At 66.6% G+C, this 14,536-nt stretch carries 16 protein-coding genes and 1 tRNA gene (1 of these 17 only partly in view); 14 read left to right on the forward strand and 3 right to left on the reverse strand.

Annotated features, from left to right (window positions below; genetic code table 11):
• The first annotated feature begins 124 nt into the window (after positions 1-124).
• The 8 genes from WOC76_RS03110 (at position 125) to WOC76_RS03145 (ending at position 8,178) form a co-directional block, all read left to right on the forward strand.
• Positions 125-2,173 (forward strand): YgiQ family radical SAM protein, encoded by a 2,049-nt coding sequence (locus tag WOC76_RS03110; RefSeq protein ID WP_445730596.1) that lies wholly within the window; start codon positions 125-127, stop codon positions 2,171-2,173.
• A 92-nt stretch (positions 2,174-2,265) separates the two neighbouring features.
• Positions 2,266-2,718 carry a helix-turn-helix domain-containing protein gene (locus tag WOC76_RS03115; RefSeq protein ID WP_341103941.1) on the forward strand — a complete coding sequence of 151 codons (453 nt, stop codon included), beginning with the start codon at positions 2,266-2,268 and terminating at the stop codon, positions 2,716-2,718.
• Positions 2,719-2,959: 241 nt separating this feature from the next.
• A complete protein-coding gene (locus tag WOC76_RS03120; protein ID WP_341103940.1) occupies positions 2,960-3,571 on the forward strand; it encodes a response regulator in 612 nt (203 codons plus the stop codon).
• A gap of 147 nt (positions 3,572-3,718) precedes the next feature.
• Positions 3,719-4,147, forward strand: coding sequence for a universal stress protein (locus tag WOC76_RS03125; protein ID WP_341103937.1), 429 nt, complete (start codon positions 3,719-3,721; stop codon positions 4,145-4,147).
• A gap of 82 nt (positions 4,148-4,229) precedes the next feature.
• Entirely contained in the window at positions 4,230-4,553 is a 324-nt protein-coding gene (locus WOC76_RS03130; protein ID WP_341103935.1) for a c-type cytochrome, read from the forward strand.
• 117 nt (positions 4,554-4,670) lie between these two features.
• Positions 4,671-6,842 carry a methylmalonyl-CoA mutase gene (scpA, locus tag WOC76_RS03135; RefSeq protein ID WP_341103933.1) on the forward strand — a complete coding sequence of 724 codons (2,172 nt, stop codon included), beginning with the start codon at positions 4,671-4,673 and terminating at the stop codon, positions 6,840-6,842.
• Positions 6,843-7,004: 162 nt separating this feature from the next.
• Positions 7,005-7,403, forward strand: a complete 399-nt coding sequence (locus WOC76_RS03140) for a hypothetical protein (RefSeq protein ID WP_341103932.1) — start codon at positions 7,005-7,007, stop codon at positions 7,401-7,403.
• 91 nt (positions 7,404-7,494) lie between these two features.
• The gene (locus WOC76_RS03145) at positions 7,495-8,178 is read left to right on the forward strand and encodes a sulfate transporter family protein (protein ID WP_341103930.1); all 684 of its coding nucleotides are present in this window, start codon (positions 7,495-7,497) and stop codon (positions 8,176-8,178) included.
• 22 nt (positions 8,179-8,200) lie between these two features.
• Here WOC76_RS03145 and WOC76_RS03150 read toward each other — a convergent pair whose 3' ends face one another.
• On the reverse strand, positions 8,201-9,208 hold the full coding sequence (locus WOC76_RS03150) for a complex I NDUFA9 subunit family protein (RefSeq protein WP_341103928.1): 1,008 nt from the start codon (positions 9,206-9,208) through the stop codon (positions 8,201-8,203).
• A 200-nt stretch (positions 9,209-9,408) separates the two neighbouring features.
• On the opposite strand from WOC76_RS03150, the gene WOC76_RS03155 reads away from it, so the two are divergent.
• A tRNA-Leu gene (locus WOC76_RS03155) sits at positions 9,409-9,493 on the forward strand.
• Positions 9,494-9,638: 145 nt separating this feature from the next.
• Here the strand turns inward: WOC76_RS03155 and WOC76_RS03160 are convergent.
• Entirely contained in the window at positions 9,639-9,887 is a 249-nt protein-coding gene (locus WOC76_RS03160; RefSeq protein WP_341103926.1) for a hypothetical protein, read from the reverse strand.
• A 196-nt stretch (positions 9,888-10,083) separates the two neighbouring features.
• Between WOC76_RS03160 and WOC76_RS03165 the strand changes: the two genes are divergently transcribed.
• Complete coding sequence (locus tag WOC76_RS03165; RefSeq protein WP_341103924.1) at positions 10,084-10,215, forward strand: hypothetical protein; 132 nt, start codon at positions 10,084-10,086, stop codon at positions 10,213-10,215.
• Between the two features lie 66 nt (positions 10,216-10,281).
• Positions 10,282-10,665, forward strand: coding sequence for an HMA2 domain-containing protein (locus WOC76_RS03170; protein ID WP_341103923.1), 384 nt, complete (start codon positions 10,282-10,284; stop codon positions 10,663-10,665).
• Between the two features lie 4 nt (positions 10,666-10,669).
• Here WOC76_RS03170 and WOC76_RS03175 read toward each other — a convergent pair whose 3' ends face one another.
• Positions 10,670-11,860 carry a DUF445 domain-containing protein gene (locus WOC76_RS03175; protein WP_341389609.1) on the reverse strand — a complete coding sequence of 397 codons (1,191 nt, stop codon included), beginning with the start codon at positions 11,858-11,860 and terminating at the stop codon, positions 10,670-10,672.
• Between the two features lie 200 nt (positions 11,861-12,060).
• Here WOC76_RS03175 and WOC76_RS03180 point away from each other — a divergent pair, with 200 nt between their 5' ends.
• The 3 genes in view from WOC76_RS03180 to WOC76_RS03190 are tightly spaced (at most 10 nt apart) and all read left to right on the forward strand, a layout consistent with a single transcriptional unit that may run on beyond the window.
• Positions 12,061-12,387 carry a DUF5132 domain-containing protein gene (locus tag WOC76_RS03180; protein WP_341103920.1) on the forward strand — a complete coding sequence of 109 codons (327 nt, stop codon included), beginning with the start codon at positions 12,061-12,063 and terminating at the stop codon, positions 12,385-12,387.
• On the forward strand, positions 12,380-12,850 hold the full coding sequence (locus WOC76_RS03185) for a hypothetical protein (RefSeq protein WP_341103919.1): 471 nt from the start codon (positions 12,380-12,382) through the stop codon (positions 12,848-12,850). Before WOC76_RS03180 ends, WOC76_RS03185 begins: the two co-directional genes overlap by 8 nt.
• 10 nt (positions 12,851-12,860) lie before the next feature.
• A protein-coding gene (locus WOC76_RS03190; RefSeq protein WP_341103918.1) for a cation-translocating P-type ATPase crosses the window boundary here: on the forward strand, positions 12,861-14,536 show its 5' portion. The gene runs 1,285 nt beyond the window's last position; the window shows 1,676 of its 2,961 coding nt (coding positions 1-1,676); the start codon lies at positions 12,861-12,863; the stop codon falls past the right edge of the window.

Raw genomic sequence — 14,536 nt, forward strand, 5'->3', positions numbered from 1 at the left:
TTCAATAGAGGCTCCGAACGGAGGTTCGTCCGGCGCGCGGCCTGTGGTAGGATTTGGGCAATGGTCCGGCGCGGCCGGACGCAACCTCCACGAAAACACGAAAACCACGAAAACCCCTTGGGCCATGGCCACTCTCGAGACGCAGGGCGCGAAGCCGCTTTTCTCCTATCGCAAGTTCTGGGCGCGCCGCTTCGGCGTCGCCCCCTTTCTGCCCATGTCGCGCGCGGAGATGGAGGCGCTGGGATGGGATTCCTGCGACGTGATCCTCGTCACGGGCGACGCCTATATCGACCATCCGAGCTTCGGCATGGCGATCATCGGCCGGCTGCTGGAGGCGCAGGGCTTTCGCGTGGGCATCATCGCCCAGCCCGACTGGCGCGACGCCTCCGCCTTCCGGGCGCTCGGGCGGCCCAACCTCTTCTTCGGCGTCACCAGCGGCAACATGGATTCGATGGTGAATCGCTACACCTCGGACCGCCGCCTGCGCCACAATGATTCCTACACGCCGGGCGGCGAGGGCGGCAAAAGGCCGGACCGCGCCGTCATCGTCTACGCCCAGCGCGCGCGCGAGGCCTATCCCGACGCGCCGATCGTGCTCGGCGGCATTGAAGCCTCGCTGCGCCGCATCGCCCATTACGATTACTGGTCGGACAAGGTGCGCCGCTCCATCCTGCTCGACGCCAAGGCGGACCTGCTCCTTTACGGCAACGCCGAGCGGGCGCTCGTCGAGGTCGCGCATCGCCTGGCGAAGCGCGGGCTGGATCAGGACTTCTCGGACATTCGCGGCCTCGCGCTGCTGCGCGACGCGACGCCCGAGGGCTGGGCCGAGGCCGCGGCCGACGATCTCGACGATTCGGGCGAAGGCCGACGCCGCCGGGCCGAGGGCGAGGACGCCGAAAGGATCGTCATTCGCCTGCCGTCCTTCGAGCAGGCGCGCGTCGATCCCGAGGCCTATGCGCGGGCCTCACGCGTGCTGCACAAGGAGAGCAATCCCGGCAACGCCCGCCCGCTCACGCAGCGTCACGGCGACAAGGACGTCTGGCTCACCGCGCCGCCGATTCCCCTCACCATGCCGGAGATGGACGCGGTCTATGAGCTGCCCTTCGCGCGGGCGCCGCATCCCGCCTATGAGGGGGCGAAAATCCCCGCCTGGGAGATGATCCGCCATTCCGTCACGATCATGCGCGGCTGTTTCGGCGGCTGCTCCTTCTGCTCGATCACCGAGCACGAGGGGCGCATCATCCAGTCGCGCTCGGAAGGTTCGATCCTGCGCGAGATCGAGACGATCCGGGACAAGACCGAGGGCTTCACGGGCGTCATCTCGGATATCGGCGGCCCGACGGCGAACATGTATCGCATGGCCTGCAAGGACCCGGAGACGGAGGCGCTCTGCCGGCGGCCGTCCTGCGTCTATCCCGACATCTGCAAGAATCTGAATACGAGCCACGAGGCGCTCATTCAGCTCTATCGCAAGGCGCGGGCGATCCCCGGCGTCAAGAAGGTGATGGTGGCCTCGGGCGTGCGCTACGATCTCGCGGTGAGAAGCCCGGCCTATGTGCGCGAACTCGTCGAGCACCATGTCGGCGGCTATCTCAAGATCGCCCCTGAACATACGGAGGAGGGGCCGCTCTCCAAGATGATGAAGCCGGGCATCGGCTCCTACGACCGCTTCAAGCAGCTCTTCGACACGGCCGCGCGGGCGGCGGGGAAGGATTACTTCCTGATCCCCTATTTCATCGCGGCGCATCCGGGGACGACGGACGAGGACATGATGAATCTGGCGCTCTGGCTCAAGCGCAACAATTACCGCGCCGACCAGGTCCAGACCTATCTGCCCTCGCCGATGGCGCTGGCGACCGCCATGTATCACAGCGGCTTCAATCCCCTGAAGCCCGTGCGGCGCGGCGCCTCGGAGCCGGTCGAGTCCGTCAAGGGCCTGCGCCAGCGGCGTCTGCACAAGGCTTTCCTGCGCTATCACGATCCCGAGAACTGGCCGGTTCTGCGCGACGCCCTGAAAGCGATGGGCCGCGCCGATCTCATCGGGCCGGGCAAGCGCCATCTCGTGCCGGCCTGGCAGCCGGCCGGCACCGGCCGGGCCGGCGAGGGCCGCCGCGTGACGCAGAAGGGCCGGCCCCGCCCGCAGGCGCGAAAATTTCTCACCAAGGGGGTGTAGCCACGATCGCGCCTTTTGCTGGCGCGGCGTCCGCGAATTGCGTAGTCTGAGCGCGTTTCCAGGCGGCGCCCTCACGAGAACAGGGAAGCGGCATGTCCCAGGACACGAGGCTCGTCCCCGACACGATCGTGCAGGAGCACTATGTCCTCTTCCAGCACGAATTCATCGAATTTCTCGTGGCGCAGCTCGTCGACTTCCGGAAGATGTTCCACGGCGATCTCGACGAGCTGCTCGTCTTCATCTTCGTGGCGCGCTATTATCTGCGCGAAGAGCGCGGGCGCGGCGAGGACGATCTCGACGGGCAATGGACTGCGCCGCCCACGCTCTCCCGGATTGCGGAATTCACCGGCATCCCCCGCGAGACGGTCCGCCGCAAGCTGATTGCGCTGCAAGGCCGCGGCCTGCTCGAAAAAGTCGGTTCCGACAAATGGCAGCCGGCGGTTCGTCATAACGTCCCCGTCATCCGACAGGAATATGAGCAATTCTGTCAGCGCGAGATTCGCCGTCTCGTGAAGCTCGTGACGGCGCTCAAGCCCTTCGTCTGAGAGGGCGAGACGCCGCGGGCAAAGAAAAAGGGCTGCTGTCGCCAGCAGCCCAAGTCGGGGGAGAACGCCCGAGGAGGGCGAGTCAGCTTAGGGGAGGGCTGACGGCAGTCACCCTATTGGCCGCTCCGGGCTCGATCAATGAATACTCGCTCAGTTTGGGCGGCCCGAGGTGAGACAAAATGACGCAACGGCCGCGCCCAAGCCATTGAAGAAAAAGCCCAGCCGCCGGAACGCTACGAGAATGGGCGCGTTAAACAGCATTGCAGCCATGGCCGCGCCGACAGGGCGCAGCATCCGCCGGGACGATCCGCGGGACGATCCGGAAGAGGCGCGGGGCGCGCTGCAAGGGAAGAGGCAGATCGTGAACCTCCCTTCGGAAGACGCGCAGGCGCCGGAGACCGCCCAATCCCCCCGGGCCAAGCGGCAGAGGCGCGCGCTGGACGTGCTGGTGATCGAGGATGAATCGATCATCGCCAAGGACATCGAGCTGATCGTCAGCGATCTGGGCCATCGCGTGATCGGCCCGGCGCGGACGCATGAGGAGGCGCTGTCGCTGGCGCTGAAGACGCGCCCGGCGGTCGTCGTCGCGGATGTGAAGCTCGCGGACGGCAGCTCCGGCATCGTCGCGGTCGACGAGATGCTCAGGACCATCGACGCGGCGGTGATCTTCGTCACGGCGGTTCCGCAATGGCTCCAGACCGGTGAGCTGGAGCCGGTTCTGATCGTCCCGAAGCCCTATTCGGTGGAAGATATCAAGAGCGCCGTGTCGCGGGCGACCTCGAAGCGCGCCCAGTCGCTCGAAACCTTCCTCGCGACAAAAGACGCGGTCAGTCGGCTCACCCGCAAGCAATAGAATTCTCCTTGCGCTATTCTCCTCCCGAGAGGCGGCTTTACGAGGCCGCTTGCAGGCTTGTCTGTCCCATGTCCGCTCGCGGGCGGGGCGGAAAACGCCTATTTGATGTAGGGATAACGCGACCAAAGGCGTTGCAGGGAGGCGTCCATGTACAAGAAAATCCTGGTGCCCGTTGATCTGAGCGAATCGGACATGACGAAACTTGCGCTCGGCGCCGCCCTTGCGCTGGCCAAGACGGGCTCCGAGGCGAGCCTGCGGCTCATCAATGTGCAGCCTCTCGTGCCGGTGGCCTTCGTCGACTACATCCCGCCGACTTTCGACGAGGAGATGCGCGACGCGGCCGAGAGGGACCTCGCGACGCTCGCCGGCACGGTCGATCTGCCGCATGATCGCGTGTCCTCGACGGTCCGCTTCGGCGCCGTCTATCCCGAAGTGCTGGCGGAAGCCGAGGATTGGGACGCCGACCTGATCGTCATCGGGTCGCATCGCCCGACCATGGCGACCTATCTGCTCGGCTCCAACGCCAAGACCATCGTGCGCCACGCCAAATGTTCGGTTCTCGTCGTCCGGCAATAGGGCGGTTCGACAGAGGCCGGAGCCGGGACTAGACTTCGGCCTCATGTTGCGATTCGTCCGATCGATGGCGTGCGGGGCTTTTGTGTGCTCGACTTTCGCGCTCGCCGCTGGCGGAGGGGCGCTGGCGGCGGCGAGCGCGTCACAGGCCCTGCTGAAACGGGGCGAGGCGATCGCGCGGAACAATTGCGGCTCCTGCCACGCCGTCGGCCGGGCCGGGGCGAGCCCCAACCCCAAATCCCCGCCCTTTCGCACTCTCTCGCGCAAATATCCGCTGGCCAATCTCGAGGAGGCGCTGGGCGAGGGAATCGTGGTCGGCCACGAGGGGCTCGACATGCCGCAGTTCCGCTTCGATACCGGAGAGGTCGAGGCGCTGCTCGCCTATCTCGCGGCGATCCAGAAGCGGTAACGCTTCAGGCGGGCTTCTCAGCTTGAGGCGGTCTTGGCAGCTGAAAGGAGAGGCCCGCCGGCTTTGCGCCCGCGCCGCCTCTCGTCTATGAGAGGGCTGAAAACCGCCGAGGGTAAAATGTCCGCGATCCCCGATTTCACCAAAATCCCCTTCGCTCCCGTCTCCGCCGCGCAGGAGGCGCCGCCGCGCAATTGGCTGACGCCCGAGGGGATCGAGGTGAAGAACGCCTATGGGGCGCAGGACGTGGAGGGCCTTTCCTTCGTCGACGGCTTCCCCGGCGCCGCGCCCTTCGTGCGCGGACCCTATCCGACAATGTATGTCGCCCAACCCTGGACGATCCGGCAATACGCCGGCTTCTCCACGGCGGAGGACTCCAACGCCTTCTATCGTCGCAATCTCGCCGCGGGCCAGAAGGGCCTCTCGGTCGCCTTCGACCTCGCCACGCATCGCGGCTACGACTCCGACCATCCGCGCGTCATGGGCGACGTGGGCATGGCGGGCGTCGCGATCGACTCGATCTACGACATGCGCACGCTCTTTGACGGCATTCCGCTCGATCAGATGTCCGTGTCCATGACCATGAACGGCGCGGTTCTGCCCGTGCTCGCGCTCTTCATCGTCGCGGCGGAAGAGCAGGGCGTCTCGGCCGACAAGCTCACCGGCACCATCCAGAACGACATTCTCAAAGAATTCATGGTGCGCAACACCTACATCTATCCGCCGGAGCCCTCCATGCGGATCGTGTCGGACATCTTCGGCTATACGAGCAAGCACATGCCGAAGTTCAACTCGATTTCGATCTCCGGCTATCACATGCAGGAGGCGGGCGCCTCGGCCGATCTCGAGCTCGGCTATACGCTCGCCGACGGCGTTGAATATGTCCGCGCCGGCGTCGCGGCGGGCCTCGACATCGACGCCTTTGCGCCGCGCCTCTCCTTCTTCTTCGCCATCGGCATGAACTTCTTCATGGAGGTCGCGAAGCTGCGCGCCGCCCGTCTATTGTGGGCGCGGCTGATGAAGGATCTCGGCGCCAAGTCCGAAAAGAGCCTGACGCTGCGCACCCATTGCCAGACCTCGGGCTGGTCGCTCACGGCGCAGGACGTTTATGTGAATTCGATCCGCACCTGCATCGAGGCGATGGCCGCGACGCAGGGACATACGCAGTCGCTGCACACCAATGCGCTGGACGAGGCGCTCGCCCTGCCGACGGATTTCTCCGCGCGCATCGCCCGCAACACCCAGATCGTGCTCCAGCAGGAAAGCGGCACGACGCGCGTCATCGACCCCTGGGGCGGCTCCTATTACGTCGAGCGCCTCACCGCCGAACTCGCCAAGAAGGCCTGGAGCCATATCGAGGAGATCGAGAAGCTCGGCGGCATGGCCAAGGCCATTGCGGCGGGCGTGCCCAAGCAGCGCATCGAGGAGGCCGCGGCCAAGACGCAGGCGCGCATCGACAGCGGCGCGCAGGTCGTCGTCGGCGTGAACAAATATCGCCCGGAAAACGACGCCAAGCCGAATGTGCTCAAGGTCGACAATGCGGCCGTGCGCGCGGCGCAGCTCGACAAGCTGAAGCGCCTCAAGGGCGAGCGCGACGAGGCTCGCGCCCAGGCCGCGCTCGACGCCTTGACCGAGGGCGCGACATCGGGCGCCAATCTCCTCGATCTCGCCGTGAAGGCGGCGCGCGCCAAGGCGAGCGTCGGCGAAATTTCCTTCGCGCTCGAAAAAGTGTTCACGCGCCACAAGCCGAAGGCCAATGTCATTTCGGGCGTCTATGCGCGCGAGGCCGGCAAGGAGAGCGCCCAGATCGGCCGCGTCGTCGGCATGACCCGCGACTTCGAGGAAAACACCGGCCGCAAGCCGCGCATCCTCGTCGCCAAGATGGGGCAGGACGGCCACGACCGCGGGCAGAAGGTGATCGCCTCCGCCTTCGCCGACATGGGCTTCGACGTCGTGATCGGCGATCTCTTCGCGACGCCCGACGAAGTGGCCGAGAGGGCGAAGGAGGCCGACGTGCATATCGTCGGCGTCTCCACCATGACCGCCGGCCATCTGACGCTGACGCCGGAATTGCGCGACGCTTTGGCGCGTGTCGGGCGCGACGACATCATGATGGTCGTCGGCGGCGTGATTCCGCCCGACGACTTCCAGGCCCTCTACGACGCCGGCGCCGCCGCGATCTTCCCGCCCGGCACGAACATTCCGGCGGCCGCAGAGCAACTTCTGCACGAGCTCAACATCCGCCTGGGCTTCGCCCAGAGAGACGTCGCCAAGTCGGCGTCGTCGGCGTAAGCGCGCGTCCGGAAGAAATTCCCCCGGCCGCTTCGAACGAAGCGCCGGGCCTTTGGGGCGTCGCGGCGCGCGTTCCCAAAACCGTTGCAATTTCCCAAAGACAGGATGCGCCGCTTCCGCTAGGAGGCCCATTCCGCAACGAGGAAACAAAGGAAAAGCGGGATGGAAGTCCTTCTCATCGGCGCGAGCGCCTGCATCTTCGCCCTCATCGTCACGGCCTGGCTGATGACGCTCGCCAAATGGTTTCCGATCAAGGCCGTCGACGCCTTTGTCGTCGACTACAAGACGATGATCCGGGCGCATGTCGATTATGCGCTGATGGCCCTGTTCGGGATCGGCTTTTACGGTTCGGGCGTCGAATTGCCGGTCATCGCCTGCTGGTGCGTCGCCATTGGCGGCTTCTCCAATCCGACCGTCTTCACGATCGCGGCCTTCGATCCCAAGTTCTGGGAGAAGAAATTCTGGCGCGTCTATACCGCGCTGAGCTTCACCGTCTCGTCGGTCGGCTTTCTGTGGATCGCCTACGCGCTTCTGGCGCACGCCCTTCGGCGCTGGGCCTGACGCCGCCGCTTGCGCCGCCGGCCCTTGCGTCGGCGCCGCTGCATCGCCATCTACCGGCGGCCGCCTTGGGGCGGCCCTTCGAGACAGCCAGATGACATTCATGTTCGACGCCGCGCTGGCGGCCCTGCGCGAGATCCTCTCGCCGCCGTTTCGCAACGTGCTCTTCAAGAGCCTGGGAATGACCCTGCTTTTTCTGGCGCTCGCCTGGGTCGGCCTCGACAAGCTCGCGCTGTCCTATGTCGCCGTGAATCATCCCTGGCTTCAGGTCGCGCTCACCTATGCGACGGGCGTCGGCCTGTTCATTCTGCTGGCGTTTCTGATCGGTCCGATTTCGGTGCTGGTCACGGGCCTTTTCCTCGACGATCTCGCCGATGTGGTCGAGGCGGACCTCTATCCGGCGGGGCGCCGCGGCAGCCCGATCCCGGCCTCGCAGGCCATTCTGATGGGTGCGAAATTTGCGGCCGTCTCGGCGGCGGTCAACCTGCTGGCCTTGCTGCTGCTGCTCGTGCCCGGCGTCAACGCCGTGGCCTTCCTCTTCGCCAACGCCTATCTGCTCGGGCGCGAATATTTCCTTTTCGCCGCGACGCGCTTCCGCCCGCTCGGGGAGGCGACCGAGCTGCGCCGGCGCCATGCGCCGCAGCTCTTTCTCGCCGGCCTGTTCATCGCGGCCTTTGTCGCGACGCCGGGCCTCAATGTGCTGACGCCGCTCTTCGGCGTCGCCTTCATGGCCCGCATCCACAAGATGCTGTCGCCGGAGCGCCGGGCGGGGCGTTGATCCCACCACGGCGCGGAGGCGCTCAGGCCCCGAGGCGCTGCGCCTGATACTGGCCCGTCTTGCGGTAGCGGTAAAGATAGGTGGGCGCGATCGCCTCGATCGCCTGCGGCTGAACGCCGAGCCCCTGCAAGGTGCGTCCGTCCCGAATCGCCGCCTCGCTCACCACATTGTCGTGCTTGAGCAGCTCAACCTGATCGGCGGTCATGCGCAAGAGCTTCGGGAAAAGGCCGAGCGACAGCTTGGTGAAGAACTGGGTGACGCCCGCCACGAGCTTTCCGGTCGCGAAGGAGAGCCTGGCGACGCGGCGGTCGCGCTCGGTCACCTGGAGCACGTAATCGATCAATGCGGCGAAGCTCTTCTTTTCCGGCCCGCCGAGTTCATAGACTGCGCCCGGCTGCGCCCGCCCCGCCACGGCCGCGGCGACCGCCTCCGCCACGTCGCCGACATAGACCGGCTGGAAACGCGTCTCGGCCCCGACGATCGGGATGACAGGGAAGAAGCGGGCCATGGCGCCGAAACGATTGAAGAAATCGTCTTCCTGCCCGAAGATCACGGAAGGGCGCAGGATGACGGCCGACGGCGCAGCCGCCAGCATCGCCGCTTCGCCCTCGGCCTTGCTGCGCGCATAGGCGGAAGCGCCCTTCGGATCGGCGCCGATCGCCGAAACATGGACGACCGTATCTATGCCCGCGGCCTTGGCCGCCTCGGCGATAGCGCGCGCGCCCTCGGACTGGACCTTGGAGAAAGTCTGCGCGCCGCCTTCCGCCAGAATGCCCACGAGATTCACGACCGCGGAGGCCCCGCGCAGCGCCGCCGCCACCGATTCGGGGTGACGCACATTGGCCTGGACGGCCATGACCTGCCCGACCCGTCCCTGCGGTTGCAGATGGAAGGCGAGGTCCGGCCGGCGGCAGGCGATTCGCACGCGCCAGCCGTCGCGGGCCAGCGCCCGAACGACATAGCGCCCGACGAATCCCGATCCGCCGAACACCGTCACCACGCGCCCCGCGCCCACGTTCACGCCGCTCATGCCTCATGCTCCATTCGCCGCGCCGGCCGCGCCGGCTTTTCAGAACTTGTCGCCCGTGCTCTAGCGAAATTTGGCCCCGAAGGAAATCCGGCGCCGCCCGGCGGAAGGGAAGAATTGATGCGTTTCCGGCTGGAGCGGCAGTTTTTATGGCGACCGCGATTGACAGACCCCCGACGGCGCCTCTATGACGACGCCCACGTGCCCAGGTGGCGGAATTGGTAGACGCGCTGGTTTCAGGTACCAGTGGTGAAAGCCGTGGAGGTTCGAGTCCTCTCCTGGGCACCATACGACACTCCGAGAGTGTCCGAAATCATCCGAAAAGCACTGAAAATTTCGCGTCCCGACAGCTTCCGCTGGCGCGAATGCTCGTTCCGGTGATGTAACCGCGATGGACGCAGTTGCACCTTCGCGCGCGGGAATGAGGCGCGCGTCATCGCCAGCAGCGGCGGCCTCGATAGCCGTAATAAGCCGAGTAAGCGGAGTCCCAGTAGCCGCAACTCGCCGGATAGTCGGCGCTCCAATAGCGATCTGTCCATCTGGGGCCCGAGCCCCAATCGCGGCTGAACCCGGCGGAGCCCCATCCCGAGCTTCCCCAGGCGGAAGCGGGGGTCGAAACCGAGAGGACGCCGGCGAGCGTGATTGCGGCGAGCGCCGCCGCGAGCATCTTCGAGTTTGTCATGTGATTCATCCGGGTCCTTGTCTGGCAAAGCCCCTCGGCCATTCCTGCAAACGCGGTCGAAATTTCCTTGTTCCGGAGCGGGGGCGGGCGGCGTCGGGCGTCACGGTCTTTTGCCCTGTGCGCCGGCGCACCTACGCGAGGGCGGGCGTGGGCTAGCTTAGGATCATCGAAAGACGGAAACCCGAAGGAGCCGATCATGACCAGGATGACCACGATCATCGCCGCTCTGGCTTTCATGCTGAGCATGGGCTTCGCCGGCGCCGCCTCCGCCGCGCCCGAGGGCTTCAACAATTTCGACGGCGGCGCCTGCTACTGCATCGACCCCTGATTTTGCAGAGACATGGCCGGACCGACATGAAACCGTCAAATGGTCCGGCTACCGGCGGGGCGAAGGATGAAACCCGCCATGCTGCTGCATTTCCACCACGTCCCCGGTCGCCTCCGCGTCGAACTGGCGAGCATTCGGCGAAACCGGCAGGCTGCGGAAGCCGCTGCGAACGCCTTGCGCGCGCTTCCCGGCGTGACCGCCGTTTCGACGTCTCCGGCGATCGGCAGCCTTACGGTAAGCTACGACCCGCGCCGCATCGCGCCCCACGACCTTACGGCCGCGCTGGACAGACAGGGATGCCTCGGCCCGAAAGGCGCAGCGGCGCCGGCGGCCTCGAGCAAGGGGCTCGCCTCGAGGGCCGGCGACATGGCGGCCCAGGCTCTCGTCGAAGCCGTGCTGCGGCGAATGCTCGGCGACGCGGGTTCTATGCTGGCCCGCCTGATCGCCTGACGCGTCATTCCATCGCCAATTTCACGATGAAAAGCAGGCACCCGACGACTCCCCCGATTACCGCGCCATTGATCCTGATGAATTGCAGGTCATTGTCCACGGCGCGCTCGATGAGTTCGGAGAAGGCCTGCGTCTCGTAATCGGCGACGAGCCTCGCAATCAGTTCGACGATCCCCTCCTTCAATTGCAGCAGTTCGGCCCCGACGATCGCGAACATGTCATCGAGGTCCCGCTGGGTCGATGCGTCGGCGCGCAGGCGTTCGCCGAGCCGCATCATCACGCCCGTCATCACGGTCACGCGCTCCGCGCCTGCGCCCTCGCCACTCAGCGTGAGCGATGCGATCCAGGAGCTAAAGCGGGGGCCTTCCATCACCTCGATCGCCCAGGCGCGCAGACGTCCGGCCCTGTCCCCGGAGAGAAGAGCCGCCTTTATTCTGGCCTGCGCCGTGTCGAGCAGCGTCTGACGCGACGGATTGTTCTTGTCGCTCAACTCCCCGAGGAGGCGCTCCAACCCTTCCAGAATGGCGCGCATGACCTGCCGGTCGAGGCTGCGGCGCAGCAGGCCCTGGCGGCGCCGCGCTGCGACCTCGTCGAGATGGCGCCCTTTCCGGCTGAGGAAGGAGCGCGCCGCCTGAAGAATGTCGTCGAGCAGGGCGGCGTCGAGTTCGGTCGCGCTCAACGCATCCGCCGCCATCTCGAGAAGGGGGCGCAAATCCGCCTGTCGCAGGGCGGGCTGCAGGATCTGCGCGGCGAGAACGCCCGCCTCCTGTTTCGGCGCCATGTCGAGGAGACGCGCCGCCGCCCGTCGCGCATTGGGCTCGACGCTCAGCCATTCCCCGAGCCGGCGCGCCGGTTCCGCGTTGCGCATGGCCGAGGCGAGACTCGCAGAAGACAGAAAGTTTTCGCCCAGGAAAGTCGCGAGCCCCTGGCCGATGCGGTCCTTGTTCATCGGCACGATGGCCGTGTGCGGAATCGGGAGGCCCAGCGGGCGGCGGAACAGCGCCGTCACCGCGAACCAGTCGGCGATCCCGCCGACGAGGGACGCTTCCGCCGCCGCCCGAACGAGGCGCGCCAAGACGCTCGAAGGATCGAAAGCGAAGGTCGCAAGGAAAACCGCCGCCATGAGCGCGAGCAGGCCAGTCGCCAGGGTCCGCCGCGTCAGGGGAAAAAGAGGGCTCGGGCGGTTGGCGTTCATGCCTCCCTCTACCTGATCGAGGCCGGCACCGCTTCAAGGCCCGCGCGAGGCGCGCTGCTTCCCGGCCGACTGGGCGCGCGTCTCCCGCGCCGCTTGAAGCGGCGCCCGCGGGCGCTATCACTTCTCCCCATCTCGTGACGCAGCCTTACGAGGCCGTCAGCTGCATGGCGGCGGGCCGACGAGCGTATTGGAGCAACATCATGGCGCGACTGGCTCGGAATCTCTTTCTCGCCCTGGCGGCGGGCGCGGCGGGCGGCGCAGCGGCGTCCTTGTTGCAGCGTCAGGGCGGCGGCGTCCATCCGACCGCGAAGCGCGCGGTCAGGAGCGGGATGCGGCTCTACGACCGTCTGCGCGGCGTCGTCGGCGAAGCGGCCGAAACGATGACGGACATCGTCGCCGAGGTCCAGGCGGAGATGGACGCCGAAAGGCAGGGAGAAGGCGCCCGGCCGGAAGATCTCGCCGACGAGCACGTGGTTCCTTTCGAGATGAAAGGCGCGATGGAGTCGGAGAAGAAGGCGCATGGCTGACCTTCCGCAGGCCTATGTCGTTCACGAAACGCCGTCCCGGCTACGCCTGAAGGTGCCGGCGCGTCGCCACGACAAGGCGTTTTTCGGCGCGGCCGCGCGGATGTTGTCCGAAAGAGCTCCAGCGGCGCGGATCGACGCCAATCCGGTCACCGCCAGCATTCTCATCTGCGGACCCGACAGCGCGCGGCTGATCAGGGAGCTCGACGAGGGCGGACCGTTTCGCCTCTCCACCGAGCCCGAGAGCCAGATTGGCGAATTGGGCCGCGAGATGCAGGCGCTCAACCGGCGCCTGCTGAACTTCTCCGCCGGGCGCATCGACGCCCGCGCCTATATCGTTCTTGCGCTCCTCGTGAGCGCCATGGTCCAGATTGCGCGCGGACGCGTCTTCGCGCCCGCCGTCACGCTGCTCTGGTACGCGGGCGAGGCGATCCGCGCCTGGACGCCAGATGAGACGCGGCGCTGAGGCGGCGCCAATGGATGAGCGCGGCGCCGGAAGCGGCGTGATCGTCCTTCACGACGCCGTTCCCGGCAGGCTGAGGGTGCGCGTCCCCGGCCTGAAAGGCGACCGAGGTCTGAGGCGTGCGCTCGAAAGCGCCCTGGCCGCGACCCGAGCGATCAGAATGGCGAGCGGCAGCGCCGCGACCGGGACGCTTCTCGTCCTGTTCGACGCCGAAGCGGAGATCGCGGCGATCCTTCACGCCATCGAAAAGGCGCTTGCCCGCGCCGGGTCCGGCCGGCTCGCCCCCGAGGCCGGCCGGCGCAATGAAACGCCATGGCACGTTTTGCCTGTGGAGCAGGCGCTGAGCCGCTTGCGAAGCTCCATGGGGGGACTTTCGTCGAGGTCGCTCAGCCAAAGGCTGCGGCGTTACGGCGAAAATATTCTGCCAGCAATTCCGGCGAGAGACCGCATGGAAATTCTCGTCGAGCAGTTCAAGAGCTTGCCAGTGGCTCTTCTCATCGGCGCCGCAGCCCTATCGGCGATGACGGGCGGCGCGGCCGACGCGATCGTCGTCCTTTCCGTCGTCGCCCTGAACGCCGGCATAGGCTACTATACCGAGGCGCAGGCCGACCGCGCCGTGCGCGCGCTGTCCAAGCCGATGAACGGCGGCGTCGCGGTGCTCCGGGAGGGCAGGCGGGAGATCGTCGCCGTCGAGAGCACGGCGCCGGGCGACGTGCTGGATCTCAGGCCTGGTTCGATCGTCGCCGCCGACGCCCGCGTCGTCGCGGCGCAGGGGCTGATGGTCAATGAGGCGACCTTGACCGGCGAAAGCGCGCCCGTCCGCAAATCGCCCGAAGCCCTGCAGAGCAGCGACGTTGCGCTGGCCGATCGCGCCAACATCGTCTATCGCGGGACCATCGTGACGGGCGGCAGCGGCCTCGCCGTCGTCGTCGCGACGGGCCAGAACACGGAGATTGGCCAGGTTCAGCGATTCATCGCAACCGCGACCGCTCCTGCGACGCCGCTTCAGACGCAACTGGATCGCCTTGGCGGGCAGCTCACCTTGCTGGCGGGAGGCGCCTGCGCCCTTGTGTTTCTGGTCGGCCTGTTGCGCGGCTATGGCCTGTTCGCGACCTTCAAGAACGCCATCGCGCTCGCCGTCGCCGCCGTCCCGGAAGGCTTGCCGACGCTCGCCACGACGACTCTCGCGCTGGGCGTCAGGGAGATGCGCAAGCAGCGCGTCCTGGTGCGCCGACTCGACGCCGTCGAAACGCTCGCCTCCGTGCGGGTCATCTGCCTGGACAAGACCGGCACGCTGACCTTCAACCGCATGTCGGTGGCGGAAGCGGCCTGCGGAGGGGCCGCCTATTCCTTCGGCGAGGGCGGTCGCGACCGGTTTGCCGACGGCGCTCCGGCCGAGCTGATGAAACTCGGCGAGATTGTCGCGCTGTGCAACGAGGCCTCGCTGAAAGGAGGAGACGCTTTGTCCTCTGCAACCGAAGTCGCTCTTCTCGATTTCGCGCAGGGACTCGGCCTCGACGTCGCGCGTCTGCGCAAGAATCATCCGATCGAGCGCATCGCCTATCGGACCGAGCGGCAGATGTTCATGATCACCCTGCATCGCGGACCAGGCGGCGAGAGGCTCGCCGCGGTCAAGGGCAGTCCGGAATCCGTTCTGGAATTATGCGACCGCGCGCTTGTCGGCCGAGA

The sequence above is a fragment of the Methylocystis sp. IM3 genome (assembly GCF_038070105.1).
Lineage (GTDB): Bacteria > Pseudomonadota > Alphaproteobacteria > Rhizobiales > Beijerinckiaceae > Methylocystis.

Bases quoted from the DNA above. Each gene is read 5' to 3' on its own strand.
- WOC76_RS03120 (WP_341103940.1), top strand. From the start codon at position 2,960: ATGGGCGCGTTAAACAGCATTGCAGCCATGGCCGCGCCGACAGGGCGC.
- WOC76_RS03175 (WP_341389609.1), bottom strand. From the start codon at position 11,860: ATGAACGCCAACCGCCCGAGCCCTCTTTTTCCCCTGACGCGGCGGACC.
- WOC76_RS03115 (WP_341103941.1), top strand. From the start codon at position 2,266: ATGTCCCAGGACACGAGGCTCGTCCCCGACACGATCGTGCAGGAGCAC.
- WOC76_RS03145 (WP_341103930.1), top strand. From the start codon at position 7,495: ATGACATTCATGTTCGACGCCGCGCTGGCGGCCCTGCGCGAGATCCTC.
- WOC76_RS03165 (WP_341103924.1), top strand. From the start codon at position 10,084: ATGACCAGGATGACCACGATCATCGCCGCTCTGGCTTTCATGCTGAGC.
- WOC76_RS03180 (WP_341103920.1), top strand. From the start codon at position 12,061: ATGGCGCGACTGGCTCGGAATCTCTTTCTCGCCCTGGCGGCGGGCGCG.
- WOC76_RS03140 (WP_341103932.1), top strand. From the start codon at position 7,005: ATGGAAGTCCTTCTCATCGGCGCGAGCGCCTGCATCTTCGCCCTCATC.
- WOC76_RS03150 (WP_341103928.1), bottom strand. From the start codon at position 9,208: ATGAGCGGCGTGAACGTGGGCGCGGGGCGCGTGGTGACGGTGTTCGGC.
- WOC76_RS03160 (WP_341103926.1), bottom strand. From the start codon at position 9,887: ATGACAAACTCGAAGATGCTCGCGGCGGCGCTCGCCGCAATCACGCTC.
- scpA (WP_341103933.1), top strand. From the start codon at position 4,671: ATGTCCGCGATCCCCGATTTCACCAAAATCCCCTTCGCTCCCGTCTCC.
- WOC76_RS03170 (WP_341103923.1), top strand. From the start codon at position 10,282: ATGAAACCCGCCATGCTGCTGCATTTCCACCACGTCCCCGGTCGCCTC.
- WOC76_RS03110 (WP_445730596.1), top strand. From the start codon at position 125: ATGGCCACTCTCGAGACGCAGGGCGCGAAGCCGCTTTTCTCCTATCGC.
- WOC76_RS03185 (WP_341103919.1), top strand. From the start codon at position 12,380: ATGGCTGACCTTCCGCAGGCCTATGTCGTTCACGAAACGCCGTCCCGG.
- WOC76_RS03125 (WP_341103937.1), top strand. From the start codon at position 3,719: ATGTACAAGAAAATCCTGGTGCCCGTTGATCTGAGCGAATCGGACATG.